Origin of the sequence: Streptococcus sanguinis, from assembly GCF_050220005.1 — a bacterium.
GTDB classification, from domain to species: domain Bacteria; phylum Bacillota; class Bacilli; order Lactobacillales; family Streptococcaceae; genus Streptococcus; species Streptococcus sanguinis_Z.
The window spans coordinates 2,169,396-2,186,223 of the sequence record NZ_CP071413.1; the positions used below are offsets into that span (position 1 = coordinate 2,169,396).

At 44.3% G+C, this 16,828-nt stretch carries 20 protein-coding genes and 1 pseudogene; all 21 read right to left on the minus strand.

Annotated elements, in window-relative coordinates; translation table 11 throughout:
- Positions 1 to 708 carry an ABC transporter ATP-binding protein gene (locus tag J1C86_RS10605; protein ID WP_125407732.1) on the minus strand — a complete coding sequence of 236 codons (708 nt, stop codon included), beginning with the start codon at positions 706 to 708 and terminating at the stop codon, positions 1 to 3.
- A 93-nt stretch (positions 709 to 801) separates the two neighbouring features.
- On the minus strand, positions 802 to 1,614 hold the full coding sequence (gene folK / locus J1C86_RS10610) for a 2-amino-4-hydroxy-6-hydroxymethyldihydropteridine diphosphokinase (protein WP_125408923.1): 813 nt from the start codon (positions 1,612 to 1,614) through the stop codon (positions 802 to 804).
- Between the two features lie 87 nt (positions 1,615 to 1,701).
- Positions 1,702 to 2,256: a GTP cyclohydrolase I FolE gene (gene folE, locus J1C86_RS10615; protein ID WP_002896758.1), complete on the minus strand. Its 555-nt coding sequence runs from the start codon at positions 2,254 to 2,256 to the stop codon at positions 1,702 to 1,704.
- Positions 2,237 to 3,631, minus strand: coding sequence for a bifunctional folylpolyglutamate synthase/dihydrofolate synthase (locus tag J1C86_RS10620; RefSeq protein ID WP_125408921.1), 1,395 nt, complete (start codon positions 3,629 to 3,631; stop codon positions 2,237 to 2,239). The genes folE and J1C86_RS10620 overlap by 20 nt, the downstream gene beginning before the upstream one ends.
- A 1-nt stretch (position 3,632) precedes the next feature.
- The gene (gene folP, locus J1C86_RS10625; RefSeq protein ID WP_125408919.1) at positions 3,633 to 4,586 is read right to left on the minus strand and encodes a dihydropteroate synthase; all 954 of its coding nucleotides are present in this window, start codon (positions 4,584 to 4,586) and stop codon (positions 3,633 to 3,635) included.
- A 194-nt stretch (positions 4,587 to 4,780) separates the two neighbouring features.
- Entirely contained in the window at positions 4,781 to 5,419 is a 639-nt protein-coding gene (locus tag J1C86_RS10630) for a CPBP family glutamic-type intramembrane protease (protein ID WP_125408917.1), read from the minus strand.
- Between the two features lie 117 nt (positions 5,420 to 5,536).
- Positions 5,537 to 6,287 (minus strand): annotated as a pseudogene (locus J1C86_RS10635) (CPBP family intramembrane glutamic endopeptidase).
- Between the two features lie 142 nt (positions 6,288 to 6,429).
- A complete protein-coding gene (locus J1C86_RS10640) occupies positions 6,430 to 7,623 on the minus strand; it encodes an acetate kinase (RefSeq protein ID WP_125408915.1) in 1,194 nt (397 codons plus the stop codon).
- A 36-nt stretch (positions 7,624 to 7,659) separates the two neighbouring features.
- On the minus strand, positions 7,660 to 8,625 hold the full coding sequence (locus J1C86_RS10645; RefSeq protein WP_125408913.1) for a class I SAM-dependent methyltransferase: 966 nt from the start codon (positions 8,623 to 8,625) through the stop codon (positions 7,660 to 7,662).
- A gap of 81 nt (positions 8,626 to 8,706) precedes the next feature.
- The gene (comGG, locus tag J1C86_RS10650) at positions 8,707 to 9,099 is read right to left on the minus strand and encodes a competence type IV pilus minor pilin ComGG (protein ID WP_125408911.1); all 393 of its coding nucleotides are present in this window, start codon (positions 9,097 to 9,099) and stop codon (positions 8,707 to 8,709) included.
- Complete coding sequence (gene comGF, locus J1C86_RS10655) at positions 9,080 to 9,517, minus strand: competence type IV pilus minor pilin ComGF (RefSeq protein ID WP_125408909.1); 438 nt, start codon at positions 9,515 to 9,517, stop codon at positions 9,080 to 9,082. Before comGF ends, comGG begins: the two co-directional genes overlap by 20 nt.
- Entirely contained in the window at positions 9,501 to 9,794 is a 294-nt protein-coding gene (comGE, locus tag J1C86_RS10660) for a competence type IV pilus minor pilin ComGE (RefSeq protein ID WP_002911065.1), read from the minus strand. The genes comGF and comGE overlap by 17 nt, the downstream gene beginning before the upstream one ends.
- Positions 9,760 to 10,194 carry a competence type IV pilus minor pilin ComGD gene (gene comGD, locus J1C86_RS10665; RefSeq protein WP_032913325.1) on the minus strand — a complete coding sequence of 145 codons (435 nt, stop codon included), beginning with the start codon at positions 10,192 to 10,194 and terminating at the stop codon, positions 9,760 to 9,762. The genes comGE and comGD overlap by 35 nt, the downstream gene beginning before the upstream one ends.
- A complete protein-coding gene (gene comGC, locus J1C86_RS10670) occupies positions 10,154 to 10,471 on the minus strand; it encodes a competence type IV pilus major pilin ComGC (RefSeq protein ID WP_002896769.1) in 318 nt (105 codons plus the stop codon). Before comGC ends, comGD begins: the two co-directional genes overlap by 41 nt.
- On the minus strand, positions 10,471 to 11,505 hold the full coding sequence (comGB, locus tag J1C86_RS10675) for a competence type IV pilus assembly protein ComGB (protein WP_260468004.1): 1,035 nt from the start codon (positions 11,503 to 11,505) through the stop codon (positions 10,471 to 10,473). Before comGB ends, comGC begins: the two co-directional genes overlap by 1 nt.
- Entirely contained in the window at positions 11,435 to 12,376 is a 942-nt protein-coding gene (comGA, locus tag J1C86_RS10680; protein ID WP_125338190.1) for a competence type IV pilus ATPase ComGA, read from the minus strand. Before comGA ends, comGB begins: the two co-directional genes overlap by 71 nt.
- A gap of 129 nt (positions 12,377 to 12,505) precedes the next feature.
- Entirely contained in the window at positions 12,506 to 12,886 is a 381-nt protein-coding gene (locus J1C86_RS10685; RefSeq protein ID WP_002911060.1) for a DUF1033 family protein, read from the minus strand.
- A gap of 138 nt (positions 12,887 to 13,024) precedes the next feature.
- Complete coding sequence (locus J1C86_RS10690; RefSeq protein ID WP_002898647.1) at positions 13,025 to 14,086, minus strand: zinc-dependent alcohol dehydrogenase family protein; 1,062 nt, start codon at positions 14,084 to 14,086, stop codon at positions 13,025 to 13,027.
- Positions 14,087 to 14,255: 169 nt separating this feature from the next.
- Positions 14,256 to 15,362, minus strand: a complete 1,107-nt coding sequence (locus tag J1C86_RS10695; protein WP_002898648.1) for a glycosyl hydrolase family 8 — start codon at positions 15,360 to 15,362, stop codon at positions 14,256 to 14,258.
- Between the two features lie 8 nt (positions 15,363 to 15,370).
- Positions 15,371 to 16,681, minus strand: coding sequence for a glycosyltransferase family 2 protein (locus J1C86_RS10700; RefSeq protein WP_002911059.1), 1,311 nt, complete (start codon positions 16,679 to 16,681; stop codon positions 15,371 to 15,373).
- On the minus strand, positions 16,674 to 16,817 hold the full coding sequence (locus J1C86_RS10705; protein ID WP_002896778.1) for a hypothetical protein: 144 nt from the start codon (positions 16,815 to 16,817) through the stop codon (positions 16,674 to 16,676). The genes J1C86_RS10700 and J1C86_RS10705 overlap by 8 nt, the downstream gene beginning before the upstream one ends.
- Positions 16,818 to 16,828: the final 11 nt, after the last annotated feature.

The following is a 16,828-nucleotide window of genomic DNA, read 5'->3' on the forward strand; positions in this document are numbered from 1 at the left end:
TTAAACCTCCTCTGTCAAATCAAAGAAGAAATCTTCTAGACTGTCTGAATCTTGCAGCACCTCTTCCAATCGTCCCTGCTCAATAATTCGCCCATGATGAATCAAGACCACATCATCTGTCACCATTTGCACCTCTGACAGGATATGAGAAGATAGAAGTACCGTTTTCCCTAAATCAGCCTGCCGACGGATGAACTTTCTAAACCACTTAATCCCACTTGGATCTAGTCCATTAGTCGGCTCATCTAATATAAGAAACTGAGGATCACCCAGCAAAGCTGCTGCTAAACCCAACCGTTGACCTTCCCCCAGAGACAGGCTTGACAAGAGGTCTTTCCTCTTATGAGCGATTCCAGTCATCTCCAAAACCTCATCGATCCGAGACTTGGAAATGGCATTACTCGCCGCAATAATTCTCAAGTGGTCATAGACCTTTCGATTTGGCAGACCGCCAATGCCGTCAAAGGCTGCACCTACCGTTCTGAGCGGATAAGTCATTGACTGATAAGTTCGCCCATCAAAAGTCGCAGTTCCTGCTGTCGCCCGATCTAACCCCAACAAAATCCTCAAGGTCGAACTTTTCCCTGCACCATTTGGGCCCAGAAAGGCTGTAATCCGCCCGCTTCTAGCTGTAAAAGAAATATCTTCTAAAATCTGCTTGCTGCCATGCTTTTTGCAGACTCCTTCTATTTTCACTTTATGTTCCATACTGAACTCCTTTTGATTTTTCTTTAGTATACAGGGGCAAGTTCAGAGAAAGTTCAGACAATAAAAAACTTGCCTTGCGACAAGTTCCTTTTCTCATTTTTCAACCTCATCCCAGAGTTGGCGGATGCTTTTTTTCTGTACTGGATCGACAAAGTGTGGCGCGATTTCCACCAGAGATTGCAAGACAAAAGCCCGCTCAGCCACATAAGGATGAGGAACTATCAAATTTGGACTGTATATCTCCTCTTGCCCTATGTAAAGGATATCTAGATCAATCACACGAGGTCCCCATTTGATCTCCCGCACGCGCCCTAAATCCGCTTCGATAGCCAAGAGCGTCTGCATTAATTCCTCAGGATTGAGCCAAGTCTCAACTTCAACAACTTGATTGAGAAACGGAGCCTGCTCAACACCACCCCAAGGTTCTGTCTCGATACGACTTGATGCCTGCAAAATTCTTATATTTTGCTCTGCCATTTTTTCCATAGCTGCATCCAGATTGGCAGCTGGGTTGCCTTGATTGCTCCCCAGAGCGATAAAGGCTTTCCGCTTTTGACGCACTAGCTTGACTGAGCAGGTCTCTAAAGGCAGCGGCACCGGTGCCCAAGGCTTCTTGACCTCCAAACTGACCTTCTGTACCAAAGGATGGGTCAGAAAAATGCGGTCAATCAGCTTGTAAGCCAGCGTCTCAATCAAGTCTTCTTTGCTTTCCTGACACCAGTGGGTCAAATCCTGAGCCAATTCTCCATAGTGGATAGAAGCTGTTAGGTCGCCTGTTTTGGCAACCCGAGTCATATCATAGTCCAAAATCAGATCCAGCACAAAACGCTGGCCCAACTCCTTCTCTGCTCCAAACAGACCGTGATAAGCATACACTTCCAAATCCTTAATGCGCAGCTGATCCATTCTCTTATCCTTTCTGATTCAAGTTTCTGGATTTTATCCTTGATAAAATAATCTAGCCTTTCCTGACATGCTCCACCACTGATAAGATCAATGCCCCATCAGTTTGTAAGCTTCATTTTTTAGGTCCTTATCCGTCGCTAAAACGCCACGCGCTGCTGTAGTAACCGTTGCAGTGCCAGGCTTTCTGACTCCACGCATATTCATACACATATGCTCAGCTTCTACCCAGACCAAGGCCCCTTGAGCACCCAGATAGTCCATCAAGGCCTCGGCAATCTCTACGGTCAATCGCTCTTGAATCTGTGGTTTCTTGGCATAGACCTCTACTGTTCGGGCCAGCTTGGACAGGCCTGCTACCCGACCATTAGGCACATAGGCGATGTGAACCTTCCCGTAAAATGGCAGGAAGTGGTGCTCACACATGGAATGAAAGAAAATATCCTTCTCCACTACCATATTATTGTCAATGATTTCAAAAGACTTGGCCAGATGCTCCTCAGCAGTCTCACCCAGCCCAGCAAAGATTTCCTGGTACATTTTAGCAATGCGCTGTGGCGTCTCCTGCAAACCTTCGCGGCTTCCGTCTTCTCCAACCGCCTCAATAATCTGGGCAACAGCTGCTTCAATTTTCTTCGTGTCCATATATGCTCCTATGTTCATTTTTATTTTTTGATAACTGACTTGACTGAGAAGGACGCTCAGCAAAGTCTAACTTGCGATTCTCAAGGATTGATTTTCTAACCTGAGCTAGAAAATAAAGAGAACCCGTAATCAGCAAAAGCTCATCTGACTCATGCTCTACTGCTAAATAATCTGCTAAATAATCCGGCCATTCTTTGTAAGACAGCCCTTGCTGCTCAGCCAAGGCTTGCATGCTCTCTTTAGAAAAACTCCGCGAATCAGCAAAGGCTGTCAAGCTTATAGCTGCTTTGGGAATCTTTTGCAGTAACTTCACCATATCATCCAAGGCCTTGGTTTGGATACAAGCAAATAAAATGTGCTTCTTATAAGTCGGATAATGCTGGTCCAGTGTCGCAGCTAGCGACCGCAGAGCATGGGGATTATGGGCTCCATCCAGAAGAATAAGCGGCTGAACCGATATCCTTTCCAAACGACCAGGCCATACAGCAGCAAGCAAGGCCCTCTCAACCTCTGCTTTTGTCAATAAAGGCAGCGACTGCAGCTGACAGTATAGGTCGCACAAGTTCAGAGCTAGGCCAGCATTGTCAGCCTGATGCAGTCCCATCAAAGCTGTTTGATACGAGTCTTTGGCCCGATAGGCATTCGAAAAGGAAAAGCACTCCCCCTCCTCTGACTCTTGAGGTTCCACTTGATAAGCTTGAGACCAAGAAAAGAGCGGAGCATCTTTTTCAGCAGCCTTTTGCTCGACTACTGCCAGAGCCTCCGGCTCCAACCTACCGGTCACAATGGGAACTCCATGCTTGATAATGCCAGCTTTCTGCTGGGCAATAGCCTCTAGACTGTCACCCAGCAAGGCCACATGATCCAAACCAACTGTCGTGATAGCAGTCAGTAAGGGCTGACAGACATTGGTACTATCCAAAAGCCCACCCATGCCGACCTCGATAATAGCCACATCCACCTGCTGCTGGGCAAAATAATCATAAGCTAGAGCAGTTACAATCTCAAACTCAGTTATCCCCTGCAAGCCAGAGTCTGTCGCATGCTGAGCCAAAAGCTCTTGGTAAATAGAAAGCAATCGCTGAAGGTCTTGGTCGGAAATCGCATTGCCATTAATAGCGACTTGCTCATTGTAGCTGACTAGGTAGGGAGAGGTGAAGGTGCCAACACGCAGACCTCGCACTCCCAAGAGTTGGCGCAGATGGGCAATGGTTGAGCCCTTGCCATTAGTCCCCGCAATATGAATGACTGGCAGCCGCAAATGCGGATTCCCCCGCAGCTCCAGCAAACGCTCCATCCGCTCCAAGCCAAAATTGGGACTGGCTGTCCGATAGGCTTCCAGCCAGCTTAAATCAGGTAATTCTTGTTTTTTCATCTTACTTATACTGACCTAGATTGAGATCTTCTGTCTGCTGTGCTAGACGAATCGCATCGCCAACGGCAGCAGCCATCCGGTGCTTAGCCACTTCGTGCACTCTGACAACTTCAACGCCTCTGCTGGCCGCAAGGCTAGTCAGATGGGCTGAAGCTGTATCACGGTTTTCAAAGCCTTCCTGAGTCTCAGGATTGACCTCAAAGCCGTTTTCTTCTAAGATACTAACGAGAAACCGCTTACGAGAAACCCCAAGAAAAATAGGGAAACCAGCCTGATGGAGACTATCCAGCTCCTGCAAAATGAGAAGATTCTCCCGTTTGGTCAAACCGAAACCAATCCCTGGATCCATCATGATATTATCACGCGAAAGGCCGGCATATTCCGCCACCTTCAAAGATTTCTCAAAACACTTCCACATCAGTTCTGTAATTGGCAAGTCTGCAAAAAGAGATAACTCTTCCTTTGTGAAGGCTGATCCAAAGCCAAATTCTGGGAAAATTTTTGAACTGGCATGTTGAGGACGAGCCATCACTGGATTAAACATGACAATGACTGGCGCGCCATATTCCGCAGCTGTCTCTGCCATCTTTTCATCACCCAAAAGACCGGTAATATCGTTGATGATATCTGCACCCGCAGCCAAAGCCGCTGCAGCCACTTCCGACTTCCAAGTGTCCACAGAAATCAGAATATCACTTTCCCGACGAATAGCTTCAATGACCGGCACCACCCGTTCTATCTCTTCTTGAATAGCCACAAAATGACTGCCTGGCCGAGTAGACTCACCACCAATATCCAGCATGTGAGCTCCCTCAGAAATCAGCTTTCTAGCCTGAGCCAATGCCGTCACAACCGTATTGTAGCGCCCACCATCTGAAAAGGAATCCGGCGTCGCATTGATAATGCCACAGAGGCCCGTTCGGCCATTTGGAGCAATTGCTTTTAGATTTACCATTTGACTTTCATCTCATTTCTATCGGCTGCCCTGCTCTTCAACAAAAAAGGCACACTCATCTAGTGTACCGCAAAGCTCTCAGCAGATGCAGTATCCAGTCCTATGAACTGCACTCGACTTCACAAGAAGACCTTATCTAGTCCCTTGTTTCATTTACCATTTTACCATAATTCTTCTATTTGACAAAACACTTTCTAAAAGCAAAAGGGTAAAAGGCTTAGAATAATCATATTTCGGAGAATATGGGCCAGCATAGACAGCTCCAAACGCTGAAAATAAGGCCTGAGTACATGAGCAAAGACTAGTCCCAAAACCAGATAGGACAGAAAGCATAGAGTTTCCTGAGGATTTTTCGCAAGGGAAAAGCAGAGCAAACCTAGTGCAATCCCCCAGCTCTTCCGATAGCGAAGAGAGAAGTCACTGTCAACAAATTTCGGTGCTGCAGGGGATAAAACGGCGATGTCTATCCCCAGAAGCAAAAGAGAAGATGATAGAAAACTCTCCGTCAGCATCTGCTCCACCGCCTGACCTAGCTCGACTTCCTTGCCACACAGCAGAAGAACGCCCGCAGCATTGACCAAAATCATCAAAAAATACAAGAAAAGCAGGTGTCGATAATTGCTTGACTGACGCAGAGAACCTTTGATTTCCTGCAGTTCTCTGGAAAAATAAAAGGCACAACAAAAAAGCAACCCCAGCAAGCCCACCATAAAAAGCAGATTAGCCTGACTAAAGACCAAGCGATGAGGCATTGGATGAAGTATGAGTAGCAGTCCCGTCTGAGTCAACATAGCCAGCAATAACAATTGAATGATTTTTTCTAATTTCAGCATATTCTCTCCATTCTTCTCTTATCATTATAGAAGAAGTAAGAGCAAGCTGGGAGAAATCCCCTCAAATGTCCTAATTTGTGCCTCAAATGACCAAAAAAGCAGATATTCTCCGCTTTCTTACTTGTTCACCAAACCTGTCAGTATCATGATGAGTACTGCAACTCCATTTCTCAGCATGTGTGCCAAAATAGACATTTCCAAACGCTTAAATATGTAAGCAACCGCGGCTAAAACAGCACCCATACCTGCATAGATAACAAAACTGCCGATATTGGTTGGACCATGAAAAAGACCGAAAAGAATGACTCCTACAACCAATCCCCAAACATAATGCTTGGTAAAAATCTTCTGAGGAATCAATCCGCGAAAGACCACTTCCTCCAAAATAGGAGCCTGAATCACGGCTCCTACCACTAATAAAATCTTGGGTACATGCTGAAATAAAGCGTTCAAGGCAGCCTGATTGGCAGTGGAAATAGCCTGGCCTTCCAGCAGCATGATAATTGCTCCCAGCATGTTGACGCCAATCATGACAACATTAGAAACAGCTAACCAGCCAAACGAAGACCATTTGAAAAAGCTAAAGTCAAGGCTCAACAGTTCTTCTTGCTTAGCCATTCTCAGAACAAAAAAGACAATCAAAAGATATACAACCAGCACAAAGATAGTCTGTCCAGCTGAAAAAACTCTTCTCAGAAGATGTCATTTGCCGGATAAATATAAATGGTATCTGGCTGAGAAATAAGACAAACAGAGTCAGTAGGATGTACTCTAATTTTTTTAGAATTGCTTTCATATCTTCCTCCTTTTCCTTCCTAGTATAGCTCAATTTTCTCTTTTTGTATAGACAATTCTTAACTGCAAGCATCTTGTATATCACGGGTTGGGAACTAATACTGATAGTGATTATGAGAACGAATCGCTCAATGTTTTCAAGGCCAGCAACCAAGAAAATCCTTTCTTAAAGCATATAAAAAGCCCAGTCAAACTGAGCTTTTGGATTTTTTGTTTTATTGATTTTTGAAACGTTCAACATCACGGGCAATGACCAACTCTTCGTCAGTCGGGATAACCAAGACTTTGACCTTGGCATCAGGACTGGAAATCACGCCTTCTGCACCACGAACATTTTTTTCTGGGTCTACGTTACAGCCAAACCAAGAAATACCATTAATAACCAGTTCACGAATGGTCACAGAATTTTCACCAATTCCTGCAGTAAAGATGATAGCATCAGCTCCATTCAAAACAGCAAGATACTGACCAATGTATTTTTGAATCCGGTCTACAAAAATGTCATTAGCTAATTGAGCCTTGGCATCACCTGACCGCATCGCCTCATGGATATCACGCATATCACTTGACTTCTCAGAAACTCCAAGCAAGCCAGATTCACGATTCAAAACGCGGCTAATATCTTCCGGAGTATTAAAGTCATCTGTGTATTGCATCAGGTAAGGAATGATGGCAGGGTCGATATCCCCTGTACGCGTTCCCATCATGACGCCGCCAAGTGGTGTGAATCCCATAGAGGTATCTACAGAAACGCCCTTGTCTACTGCTGTGATAGAAGCTCCGTTACCAATGTGGCAAGTGATAAGTTTGAGTTCTTCAATCGGACGTCCCAAAATTTTAGCAGCTTCCTTGGCTACATACTCATGGCTAGTACCGTGAGCTCCGTACTTGCGGACCTTGTTTTCAGTGTAATATTTAGTCGGAATCGGATAGCGATATGCTTTTTCCGGCATAGTTGTATGGAAAGAGGTGTCAAAGACCACCACGCTGGTAATGTCTGGCAGAATTTCTCTAAAAGCACGGATGCCTGCAGCGTTGGCTGGATTATGCAATGGAGCCAGAAGAGACAACTCCTCTACCTTTTGAATCACTTCTTCATCAACGAGAGCTGAATCCTTAAAGTATTCACCACCAGCCACAACACGGTGACCCACACCGGTAATCTCATCATAAGATTCAATGATATTAAAGCGTTTCAAATCATCCAGCAAAATTTTTACGGCCTGCGTGTGATCTGCAATATCAAGAACCTGCTTCTCTGAACGACCGTCAAATTTCACTGTTGAAATAGAATCCTTGAGACCAATCCGTTCCAGCAAGCCCTTAGCCAAGACCTTTTCTTCCGGCATCAAGTAGAGTTGCCATTTTAAGCTTGAGCTTCCTGCATTAATAGAAATTGTTTTCGACATTTCTTCACCTCTTTAAGCGTTTTCAAAATTATTATATCAAAATTTTGTTTGAATTTCACTATCTTTGTACCAGTTTTGAAAACTTTGACGGAATTTAAACATTTCATCATGATCCTGCAAATCCCGCAGAGGATAGATAAAAGGCTGAATGTTATTCGCTTCCTGTTTCCTCAAGACAAAAAGAGTTTTGGCATGCTTGCTGCTTGAGAAAATAGACTCTGGCAAGGTTATCATCGCGATAAACTGAGCCTTGGCTAGGAGCCATTTTTTCAGCAGGGGTGCTTGAGCGCTGGTTAAGAGGTCATTCGGCGCCAGAAATATAGCATAACCACCTGGCTTCAGATATTTGAGTGATTGCTCCATCAGGAGATGATGGGCATAAGTGTGCTCATCCGGACTAGCCACTTCATAGCGGGAGGCGATACTGTCGTCTGGATAAAAACCGACCGGTAAATCACTGATAATGATATCACTCTCTTTCAGAACCTGAGGTCGAACTGCATCCCCCTGAGCAAAGTGAGCCTTAGAGTTCATAACCTCTGCAATACTAGCAGAAAGGTCAATTAATAAATCATCTAGCTCCAGACCTAAGTAGTCAATCTTCTTTTGGGTATGATTGAGAATAGTCTCAGCCAAATTTCCTGTTCCGCTGCCGATTTCTAATACATCAGCTTCCTCTCCGTGAGCCAGCTGATCCAATAAGAAAGTAATCAGAAAACCAATTGTGTCAGGTGTGAATTGATGATTGACCTGCATGGGCTCCGTCTGGGCAGCCTTCATCAGGATAAACTGATAGGCTCTCCGCCACTCTTCCTTGTTCAAATGCAGAGCGCGGATTTTTTCATCGTTAGTCAGAACTTCTTGTAAGTCCGTATCCCCATCTAGGTAAATACCGTTCTGCTCAATCAGAGCATCGTAAAAATTGGTCGCCAGAGCATTTTGGATATTCTGGATGTTTTCGAGAATCAGAGTATAAACTTGTTCTATCTTTTCAAAATTCATGGAATCCTCCGTTTATCCTATCATACCAAAAATAAGGCCCCTTTCCAAGATATATAAAATTACAAAGATTTTACAGTTATATTAGTTCGATTTTCCAGCTTCGTCCGAAATCGCTTTCTCTTTTTTGTCAGTTGCTTTCTTGTCTTCCTTAGCTTTCTCCTCCTCCTTCTTAGAAATGGTAAAAGTAAAGGAATAGGAATGCCCGCTGCTGAGCTGACTGCCGATTTCCAGTTCCTTCCCTTTCTTACGGTAGACCGCCTTGCCCTGCTCAAACTCCATCTCACCACTATCATCCTTGGCTGTAGCTTTTGTCAGAACTGCCATTGCATAGGCTTCCGTCCTTTCCCTGTTGAAAAGCTGCAAACGCTGACTGCTGACTTGACGGTTGAGATAAAACTGCAGGAGCAGGCTAAAGACAGCGGCCATCAATAGCGCATACAGTAAAATACCAGCCTCAACTTTCTTCTTCCACACGATAGACGAACTCCCTCTCTAAGCTTTTTTCAAAGCGAAAATGAAGATGGACAAGCTTACCGTCCTGACGGACGTCAGCTGCTTCTAAACCATAAATCATCGGCTGGTAGCCGCGACCGCTCTTATCTGTTTTACGGAAATCATCGCCCTTAGATTTACCCAAGGCCAAGTCCCGGCCATCTTGTCTGATGTAGATTTTATTGTCTTCTACCTTGTCAAATTGACTTCGCGAAAGCTCCGTCTCCAGTTGGTCGGCAAACAAAAGCCACTCTTGCTGCTGATTATTCTCCTGCTGATGCAGTTCTGAAGATAAGAGCTGGGTCATAGCCTGAAAGACCAGTATTCCACCACTGAGAACCAGCAAGGCTACCAAGGCCTCCAAGAGAGTAAAGGCCTTGACTTTAAGGTTTTTGGACACGGATGACTACCTCCCCTTCGTGATAGACTAGCAGCTGCTTATCTGTCTTAAGCTGACGCACAGCAATTCCATTGATATGAAGCTCTTCTTGTCCTGTTTGCAGGGCCATACGAGCTACCCGAAGCACCTCTTCCTGCTGCAGAAGGATCTGCTGCTCTTTACGAGACCGGCTAATCTGTCCCAGAAGCAGACTAGCAATAGCCGCAAAAACTGCCATGGCAACCAGAGCTTCCAGCAGAATGCTAGCCTGAAGCTGTCGTCTTTTTAAACTTGCCATTCCCCATATAAAGCTGGTAAACAACTGTCCTGTCCTCCGTCTGAAAAGTAATTTTGCTGAGTGATGAATTCCCACCAGCCCGGTCAAACTGAATGACCTGCTGCTCATGTTCCTGCAAAGTTTGTGGAAAGTCCAGCTCTTGATAGCCATTGGAAATCTGACGTCCCGAAATCTTGAGAGAAAACTTCTCATGACCGGCTAAGCTCAGCCTCTGCGTCTCCTGGTAGAGCCGCTCAAATTCTAAAAAGAAGAGTTGCTCTTGAACCTGATTGAAGCCAGCCCTCACCGAGCCAGATAAGCCTAGTAGTAGAAAACTAACGACAAAAAGAACGAGGAGACTTTCCAGCAGGGTAAAAGCCTTAATTGGCAACCGCTTGAGTTTCGCCACTGTGTTTTCCATAGTAAGCTTTATATGAATCTGCCTGTTTCTGGCTGATATTTCCTGCACTGACTAGCTTGCTCAGGCTAGCCTTTTCATTGGTATTCTTCAGTTCATACAGCTCCGCCTGGCTTTCTACCACCTTGACCACCGCTGCAGTTCCTGTATCTGAAACAGCATCTTTTTGCTTGGTCAGATTAGGCACAAAGAGCAGCAAGAGTACGCTGATAACCAGCAAGACAATCAGCATTTCCACAAGGGTAAATGCTTGAACTTTTAAGGTATTAAGTTTTTTCATTACAAATGAACCTCCATATTCTGATAAATGGGCAAGAGCATTGCCGCATAAAGTAAAACAATCACTAAGGCAACAAAAATAAATACTAGGGGCTGAATGAAATTCATGGCCCGGTTGATACGTAGGAAAAATTCCTCCCAAGTCTTTTCAGCATAGACTTCCAGTTCACTCCCCAACTTGGACTTTACCTCACCATACTCGATCATCAAGGACAATTCTTTCTTAAAGAAAGGATAGCTTGCCACCTTGTCCGCATAGCCTTGACCGCCTTGCAAAGCAGCAGCCATATCTTCTCCGATTTCCTGAAAGAGCTGGGAAGGCTGCTCCTGCATAATCGCAAAAATCTGACTCAGTTCCAAGCCCTGACCAATCATATTTCCCCATTCACGAGCATAATAAGCGGTCAAGTAAGCCTGTACCAAACGTCCAATAAATGGCAGAGCTGCTAGTTTGCTGAAAAAACGAATCTTGGAAGACTTTCGATAGTAAAAGAGAGCCACTGAAACCAAGACAGCTAAAGCAAAGCTGCTCCACAAAAAGATCTGAGGCAGGTGATTAATCAGTCGGGTAGCTAGATTCTGGCTGTCCAATTGAGGCAGAAGATAGTTGCGCAAGCCCAGCATGATAAGGACCAAAAAGCCCAGCAGCATGAGAGGATAGGTCCCTACCTCTATCAATTTTTTCTTAACCTTGGACAGATTTTCCAGATAGGTCTCAATCTTGCCCAGACTAAGTGTCAGATTGCCATGTAGCTCAGATAAGGACAGCTGGGTTACAACGCTGTCGGAAAATCCCAGTCGACTGACAATCTCTGAAAAGGATTGACCAGCTGACAAGCCTGCCTGCATTTCTGCGACATACACTTCCTCCAGCAAGGCACTTCGCCTCAGAAAGTCTACAATCTCTGCTAAGTGAAAACCGCTGCTAAAGAGATTATGAAAGAGCTCAATAATCTTTTTCTGCTTAGGCGTAGACAATTTTTTCGGTCTGCCTTTGCTCAGCACTGATATGTCCTTCTGCAAAAAGCTGATCAATCTGCTGATTCCAGACTGCGGCTTCGTGCTCTTGATAGTTTTGACTGACAAAATCAACGACACCTCCTCCCCCAATTAAACGCTGGTAACAAACACCTTGCAGCACCATTCTTAGCTCATCCTCGCTAACGCCCAATTCCAAAAGCCGCTCATAGACACCGCGAACACTCTTGGCATGAATTGTTGAAAAGACCGTAGCTCCGGTCAAACTTGCCCGAACCACTGCTCTAGCTGTCTCTCGATCACGGATTTCCCCGATAATCAAAAGATCCGGCCGATGTCGCAGAGACAGCTTAATTAGACTGTCATAAGTCATGCCAATGGTTTCGTTCAGCTGCAGCTGCAGCATAGCCTCTTGCTTAATCTCAACCGGATCTTCAATTGACATAACCTGCTGACCAGAAAATTTGAGCTGAGCCAAATGGTACATTAAGGTCGTCTTGCCGCTGCCGACTGGACCTGAGAATAGATAGAGGCCGCGAGCCTGAATTTTCTTGCGCAGCTCCGGCAATTGCTCAAACCAAAAGCGCAGCTCCCTGTCCTCGTCATGAAGGAGTCGGATAACCAGACTTTCAAAACCACGGTAATCCCCAACTGTCGACAGCCGGATTGAAACCTTGGCTTCCTCGCAGTCATAATCGCAAGACCCAAGCTGACTGCGGCGCTTCTCTCCAACATTCATACCTGCGACAAACTTAAAGTGGCTGATAACAGCTGACAGAAGCTCAAAATCATAAATTTTTATAAAGCGACGTTCATCACCGATTCTCATATAAAGCTCATAGCAAGTAGTCTTAGGAATGAGGTAAATATCCTGCGCCCCCTCTTGCCGAGCCTGCCTGATCATTTCTTTTGCAATTTCTTGAACCATACATCCTCCTCACCTTACTATTCGCAAAAAATCCAGAAAAAGAAAAAACAGCGGAAGAAACTTAACTTCTAACAAATTAGGTCTCTTCTGCTGCTCTATTATCAGATTTGCAAAATATATTCTGTCGATTTAAAGAGGCTTAGTGGTTTTTAGTTTGACTGAGCAAGCTCGATGCTTTTCAAGGCCGTTCTGCTTAGTATAGCCTGGCCGGTACTTGCTCTTAGGAATCTGGCAGTCATTCTCCAGCAAAAACAGCGAGTGGTACTGCTGAACATTCTCATCACACTCCTCGCACCAGCGCTGATCCTCCGGATCCCAAAAAATTGTCATTAAATCACTGCGGCTCTTATACAAAGGTGACTGCTCTTCCATTTGCAGCCAGCGGCTTTTATAATACTTAAGGGCTTCATAATAATCATCGAACTGCTTCTTTGCAACGATATCATCTTCCCAGCCATCTAGGAACCACCACGGTTCATAGTCCCCGTACATCTCAATTACACAATACATACTCGTCCTCTCTTTGTACCGTATATTATATATGAATTCTTTGACGAACAAAACTATTTTGCTCAAAATCAGAAAACAATATAAAAACCCCTTTTAACCAAAGATTAAAAGGGATAGGTAAAAGACAACTTAAGAATTTTATTGGACTGGAGAGAGGTCATTTTCTATAATAACCTTAATGGCATGATGGTTCGCAGCTTGGCCGAAAACCTTGAAAGCTTCTTCAATTTCACTCAACTTAAAGTAATGAGTCACTAGCTTTTCTGGCTCAATCTTATGACTTTCCAGAGCCTTTAGCAGCTGTGGAGTAGTATTGGTAGATACCAGCCCGGTCGTCACATTGATATTTCGAATCCAGAGCCGATCTAACTCAAACTCTACAGGTTTGCCATGAACTCCACAGTTAGCAATGGTTCCATCAACGGCAATGACTTTCTGACAAAGATCAAAACTGTCTGGAATCCCTACTGCTTCAATGGCTACATCAACTCCACGTCCATCTGTCAAGTCAAAGATAGCCTGCACAGCTTTTTCAGCATTCGCTGAATTTACCTTATCTGTTGCCCCAAAGGCCATGGCCGTATCTAAACGATTCTCATCGATGTCAACCATGATAATCTTTGACGGAGAATAAAACTGAGCTGTCAGCAGAGATGCGAGACCGATTGGTCCAGAGCCAACGATAGCTACTGTACATCCAGGCTCTACTTTACCTTTTAAAACTCCTATTTCATAAGCTGTTGGCAGAATGTCTGACAGCATGACTAAGGCTTCATCTGATAAATCAGATGGTGTGTGATAGAGAGTATTATCCGCATGGGGCACACGCAGATACTCAGCTTGAGTTCCGTCAATCAAATGCCCGAAAATCCATCCACCTTCATCTTCACAATGGGCGTAGATACCTTTCTTGCAATAGTAGCACTTGCCACAGGCACAAACACAGGAAATCAGAACCTTATCGCCCTTCTTGAAATTGGTTACACTGTCACCAACTTCTTCAACAATACCGATGCCTTCATGTCCCAGAATAGTACCGCTCTTGCAGGCAGGTACGTCTCCTTTAATAATATGAAGATCAGTCCCGCAGATAGTGGTCTTTACCATACGGACAATAGCGTCTGTTGGCTTACGTACGACAGGTTTATCAACATCTATAAACTGGGCAAATCCCGGTTTAACATAAGTATAGGCTTTCATAGGATATCCTTTCTATTGTTATGTTATGATGAATGTTTTTCATTTTATTTTAACAGTTTGTGAAAAAAATCTCAAGGTTTTTCTCCAAAAAAGTGGGACAAAAACCGTTTTGTCCCACCCTATTGTCTGCATGATCTTAAGCAAAATTTTCATCTTGCTTGTTTCTGCATTATAAAGTTTCTAAAGCAATCATCGTTGTCACAGCTGCGTCATAGTAATTATCTGACGGCAAACCTTGCATGAAGAGATATTTATTCTGCTGCACCAATTTGCGGAATTCCATATTGTTATTAGCCGCATAGAATACTGGAGCAGTAAAGCTGCCAGCCTGATTACTATTGAGAGCCTTCCCTTTCAGAGTGTAGCCCGCATAGATCTTTTCTTGACTGAGGAAGAAGTTCAACATCTTCTTCAGCATTTTTTGACTTTTTTCATCTTTGCTTTGAGCCAGGTTGTAAGGAAGTCGGCAGGCATTATAAGAATAATAGCCATCATTTGCAGACTCAACCGTATCAGCATCAGCTGCCCGAATTTTGTCGCCTTCAACCCAGATAAAGTCTGGTATCAAACCAGTCTTATTATCAGCGCTGATTGCTTCAAGTTTGCTGAGCATGTTATCTCGGATTGTCAGCCACTGCTTATCCTTTGTCAGCTCATAGAAAGCTTGGAACTGCTGCGGCAATGTATCAGAAGTCCGCATGAGATTATAAAATTTCGATTCTGCATTTGCCCAGTTCCCAACCGTCAAAACGCCGTTGCTTTCATTATAGTTATATGCCAAGACATCTTTCAGAATAGCCTGAGCCTGATCTTGGTATTCTTTCGCCTTGTCCGGCCACTGTTTAGCCGCCTGAATCAAAGCATAAGCAATGTAGAGATCGCCGTCTGTAGCATTGTTTTCGTCTTCATGATTGCTCTTTCCGTCCTTAATCGTCTGTTTCCAAGACATGAGCTGGGTATCTTTCAGACGATGAGCTAGATAATATTGGTAGAGCTTTTCAAAATCAGCCGAACTGGCATCGCCTTGCTTAGCTGCATCCACAGCAATCACCATGCCATAACCCTGTGCCTCAGACAGCACAACATCTTCAGTTTTACTGTTTGTCGTCCTGATATAAGACAATTTGTCCTTGGTTACGACATATTCTTTAGACCATTGGCTGTATATCTTCTTTTTGATATTAGGAGTACTGCCCATGCGGGTGTACAATAGGATACCAGCCAAGACAGCCAGAATTGTCACAAACCAAATAAATCTTAATCTTGTTCTTTTCACACTTTCTCCTAACCTGCAAATCGTTTTGTTTTAACCCACTTGGTTTCTTTCCTCTTCAAAATCTTGTCCAAGATAACAGATCCTACTGCATCTAAAGAAACAACGATAAAGAGCTGAGAGTAAGTCAAATAGGACACAAGAGCCAGCCAAATCTGTTTGGTGGTCGCCTGTCCAAACTGAGAAGCCAGGGCGATATTGATCTGCAAAAGATAAAGCAAAATCATCAGAAGCCAGTTAAAGAGCATCAGCTGGACGATATAGATATTCTGAGCATCAAAAGCGAAAGGAATCCGCACATCCGGTACAAAGAGCTGGGTAATCATCGCCGCTACATTGGCAAAGAAAACCAAGTCAGATAAGACAATCGCCAAATTAAACCAGAAGAAGATACAAGAATAATTGAACACTTCCAGTTTCACGCGCCAGTTACCGCCACTAAAAAGATGCTTGAAGTTGGCAAGAACTACCTCATAATTCCCCTTAGCCCAGCGCTTACGCTGCATGTAGTAGGACTTGAGGGTTTCTGGCTCTTGTTGGAAGGCCTCTGAGTTATAAGCCAAAGCAATCAGCTTGCCGCTCTGCATAATCTTAAAGGAAATTTCCGTATCCTCTGTCAAGGCACCATTTTTCCAACCACCAATACTCTTAACAAACTCCGTGTTAATCAAGAAGTTTGTACCTGGAATCCGCCCAATCTTAAAGAGGTGCCACATACCTACGTGGTAAACACGCTGAGTCACAACGATTTCTTGGTTGATACAACGTGTCAGGAAGTTCTGATTGGCATTCCGAGTCTTGTTGCGTCCAAAGGAAGCAACGTGGCGTTCTGGATCTTCCAAAACTTTCTTGACTAGGAAGTAAAGAGCATTCTTTTCTGGCATGGCATCCGCATCATAGACACAGATATATTCACCCTTGGCCATCTTCAGGGCATCATTCAGCACCCCTGCCTTACCTCCCGTACCTGTACGGTCTGTAATTATAACATTGCGTCCAGCATACTCAGGCATCGCCTGTACTTTCAGCATTTCCTGATAGGTATCGTCCGAGCAGTTGTCCGCAAAGAGCAGAACTTCCACTCGGTCATGAGGATAGTCCAAATCCAGAATGGCCTTAGTTGTCTGAGCGATAACCACATCTTCATTGTGGGCTGGGACAACGACTGTAACCATAGGATAATGTTCCAATGGGCTGGTATCCACGTTGAAGTCACTGCGTTTCATCCAGAAATGCACGGACGAGCATAGAATAACCAAGGCCCAAGCCAGAGACATCCAGATGGAGAACAGAGTGACAATCATAATAAGTTGACTAATCATGACGAGTCACCGCCCTAAAATTTTTATTGACCCGATTGTAAATAACCAGATAATAAATGAAGAGAACCAAAAAGCTAATAGCAAAAAAGATACTTAGCACCATAGAGATGATAAAAAATACTTCTGTTAAAGACATGTGTTTACCTC

Excerpts from the sequence above, each read along its gene's own strand:
- J1C86_RS10605 (WP_125407732.1), bottom strand. The coding sequence starts at position 708 with ATGGAACATAAAGTGAAAATAGAAGGAGTCTGCAAAAAGCATGGCAGC.
- folK (WP_125408923.1), bottom strand. The coding sequence starts at position 1,614 with ATGGATCAGCTGCGCATTAAGGATTTGGAAGTGTATGCTTATCACGGT.
- folE (WP_002896758.1), bottom strand. The coding sequence starts at position 2,256 with ATGGACACGAAGAAAATTGAAGCAGCTGTTGCCCAGATTATTGAGGCG.
- J1C86_RS10620 (WP_125408921.1), bottom strand. The coding sequence starts at position 3,631 with ATGAAAAAACAAGAATTACCTGATTTAAGCTGGCTGGAAGCCTATCGG.
- folP (WP_125408919.1), bottom strand. The coding sequence starts at position 4,586 with ATGGTAAATCTAAAAGCAATTGCTCCAAATGGCCGAACGGGCCTCTGT.
- J1C86_RS10630 (WP_125408917.1), bottom strand. The coding sequence starts at position 5,419 with ATGCTGAAATTAGAAAAAATCATTCAATTGTTATTGCTGGCTATGTTG.
- J1C86_RS10640 (WP_125408915.1), bottom strand. The coding sequence starts at position 7,623 with ATGTCGAAAACAATTTCTATTAATGCAGGAAGCTCAAGCTTAAAATGG.
- J1C86_RS10645 (WP_125408913.1), bottom strand. The coding sequence starts at position 8,625 with ATGAATTTTGAAAAGATAGAACAAGTTTATACTCTGATTCTCGAAAAC.
- comGE (WP_002911065.1), bottom strand. The coding sequence starts at position 9,794 with ATGGCAAGTTTAAAAAGACGACAGCTTCAGGCTAGCATTCTGCTGGAA.
- comGD (WP_032913325.1), bottom strand. The coding sequence starts at position 10,194 with ATGGAAAACACAGTGGCGAAACTCAAGCGGTTGCCAATTAAGGCTTTT.
- comGC (WP_002896769.1), bottom strand. The coding sequence starts at position 10,471 with ATGAAAAAACTTAATACCTTAAAAGTTCAAGCATTTACCCTTGTGGAA.
- comGA (WP_125338190.1), bottom strand. The coding sequence starts at position 12,376 with ATGGTTCAAGAAATTGCAAAAGAAATGATCAGGCAGGCTCGGCAAGAG.
- J1C86_RS10685 (WP_002911060.1), bottom strand. The coding sequence starts at position 12,886 with ATGTATTGTGTAATTGAGATGTACGGGGACTATGAACCGTGGTGGTTC.
- J1C86_RS10690 (WP_002898647.1), bottom strand. The coding sequence starts at position 14,086 with ATGAAAGCCTATACTTATGTTAAACCGGGATTTGCCCAGTTTATAGAT.
- J1C86_RS10700 (WP_002911059.1), bottom strand. The coding sequence starts at position 16,681 with ATGATTAGTCAACTTATTATGATTGTCACTCTGTTCTCCATCTGGATG.
- J1C86_RS10705 (WP_002896778.1), bottom strand. The coding sequence starts at position 16,817 with ATGTCTTTAACAGAAGTATTTTTTATCATCTCTATGGTGCTAAGTATC.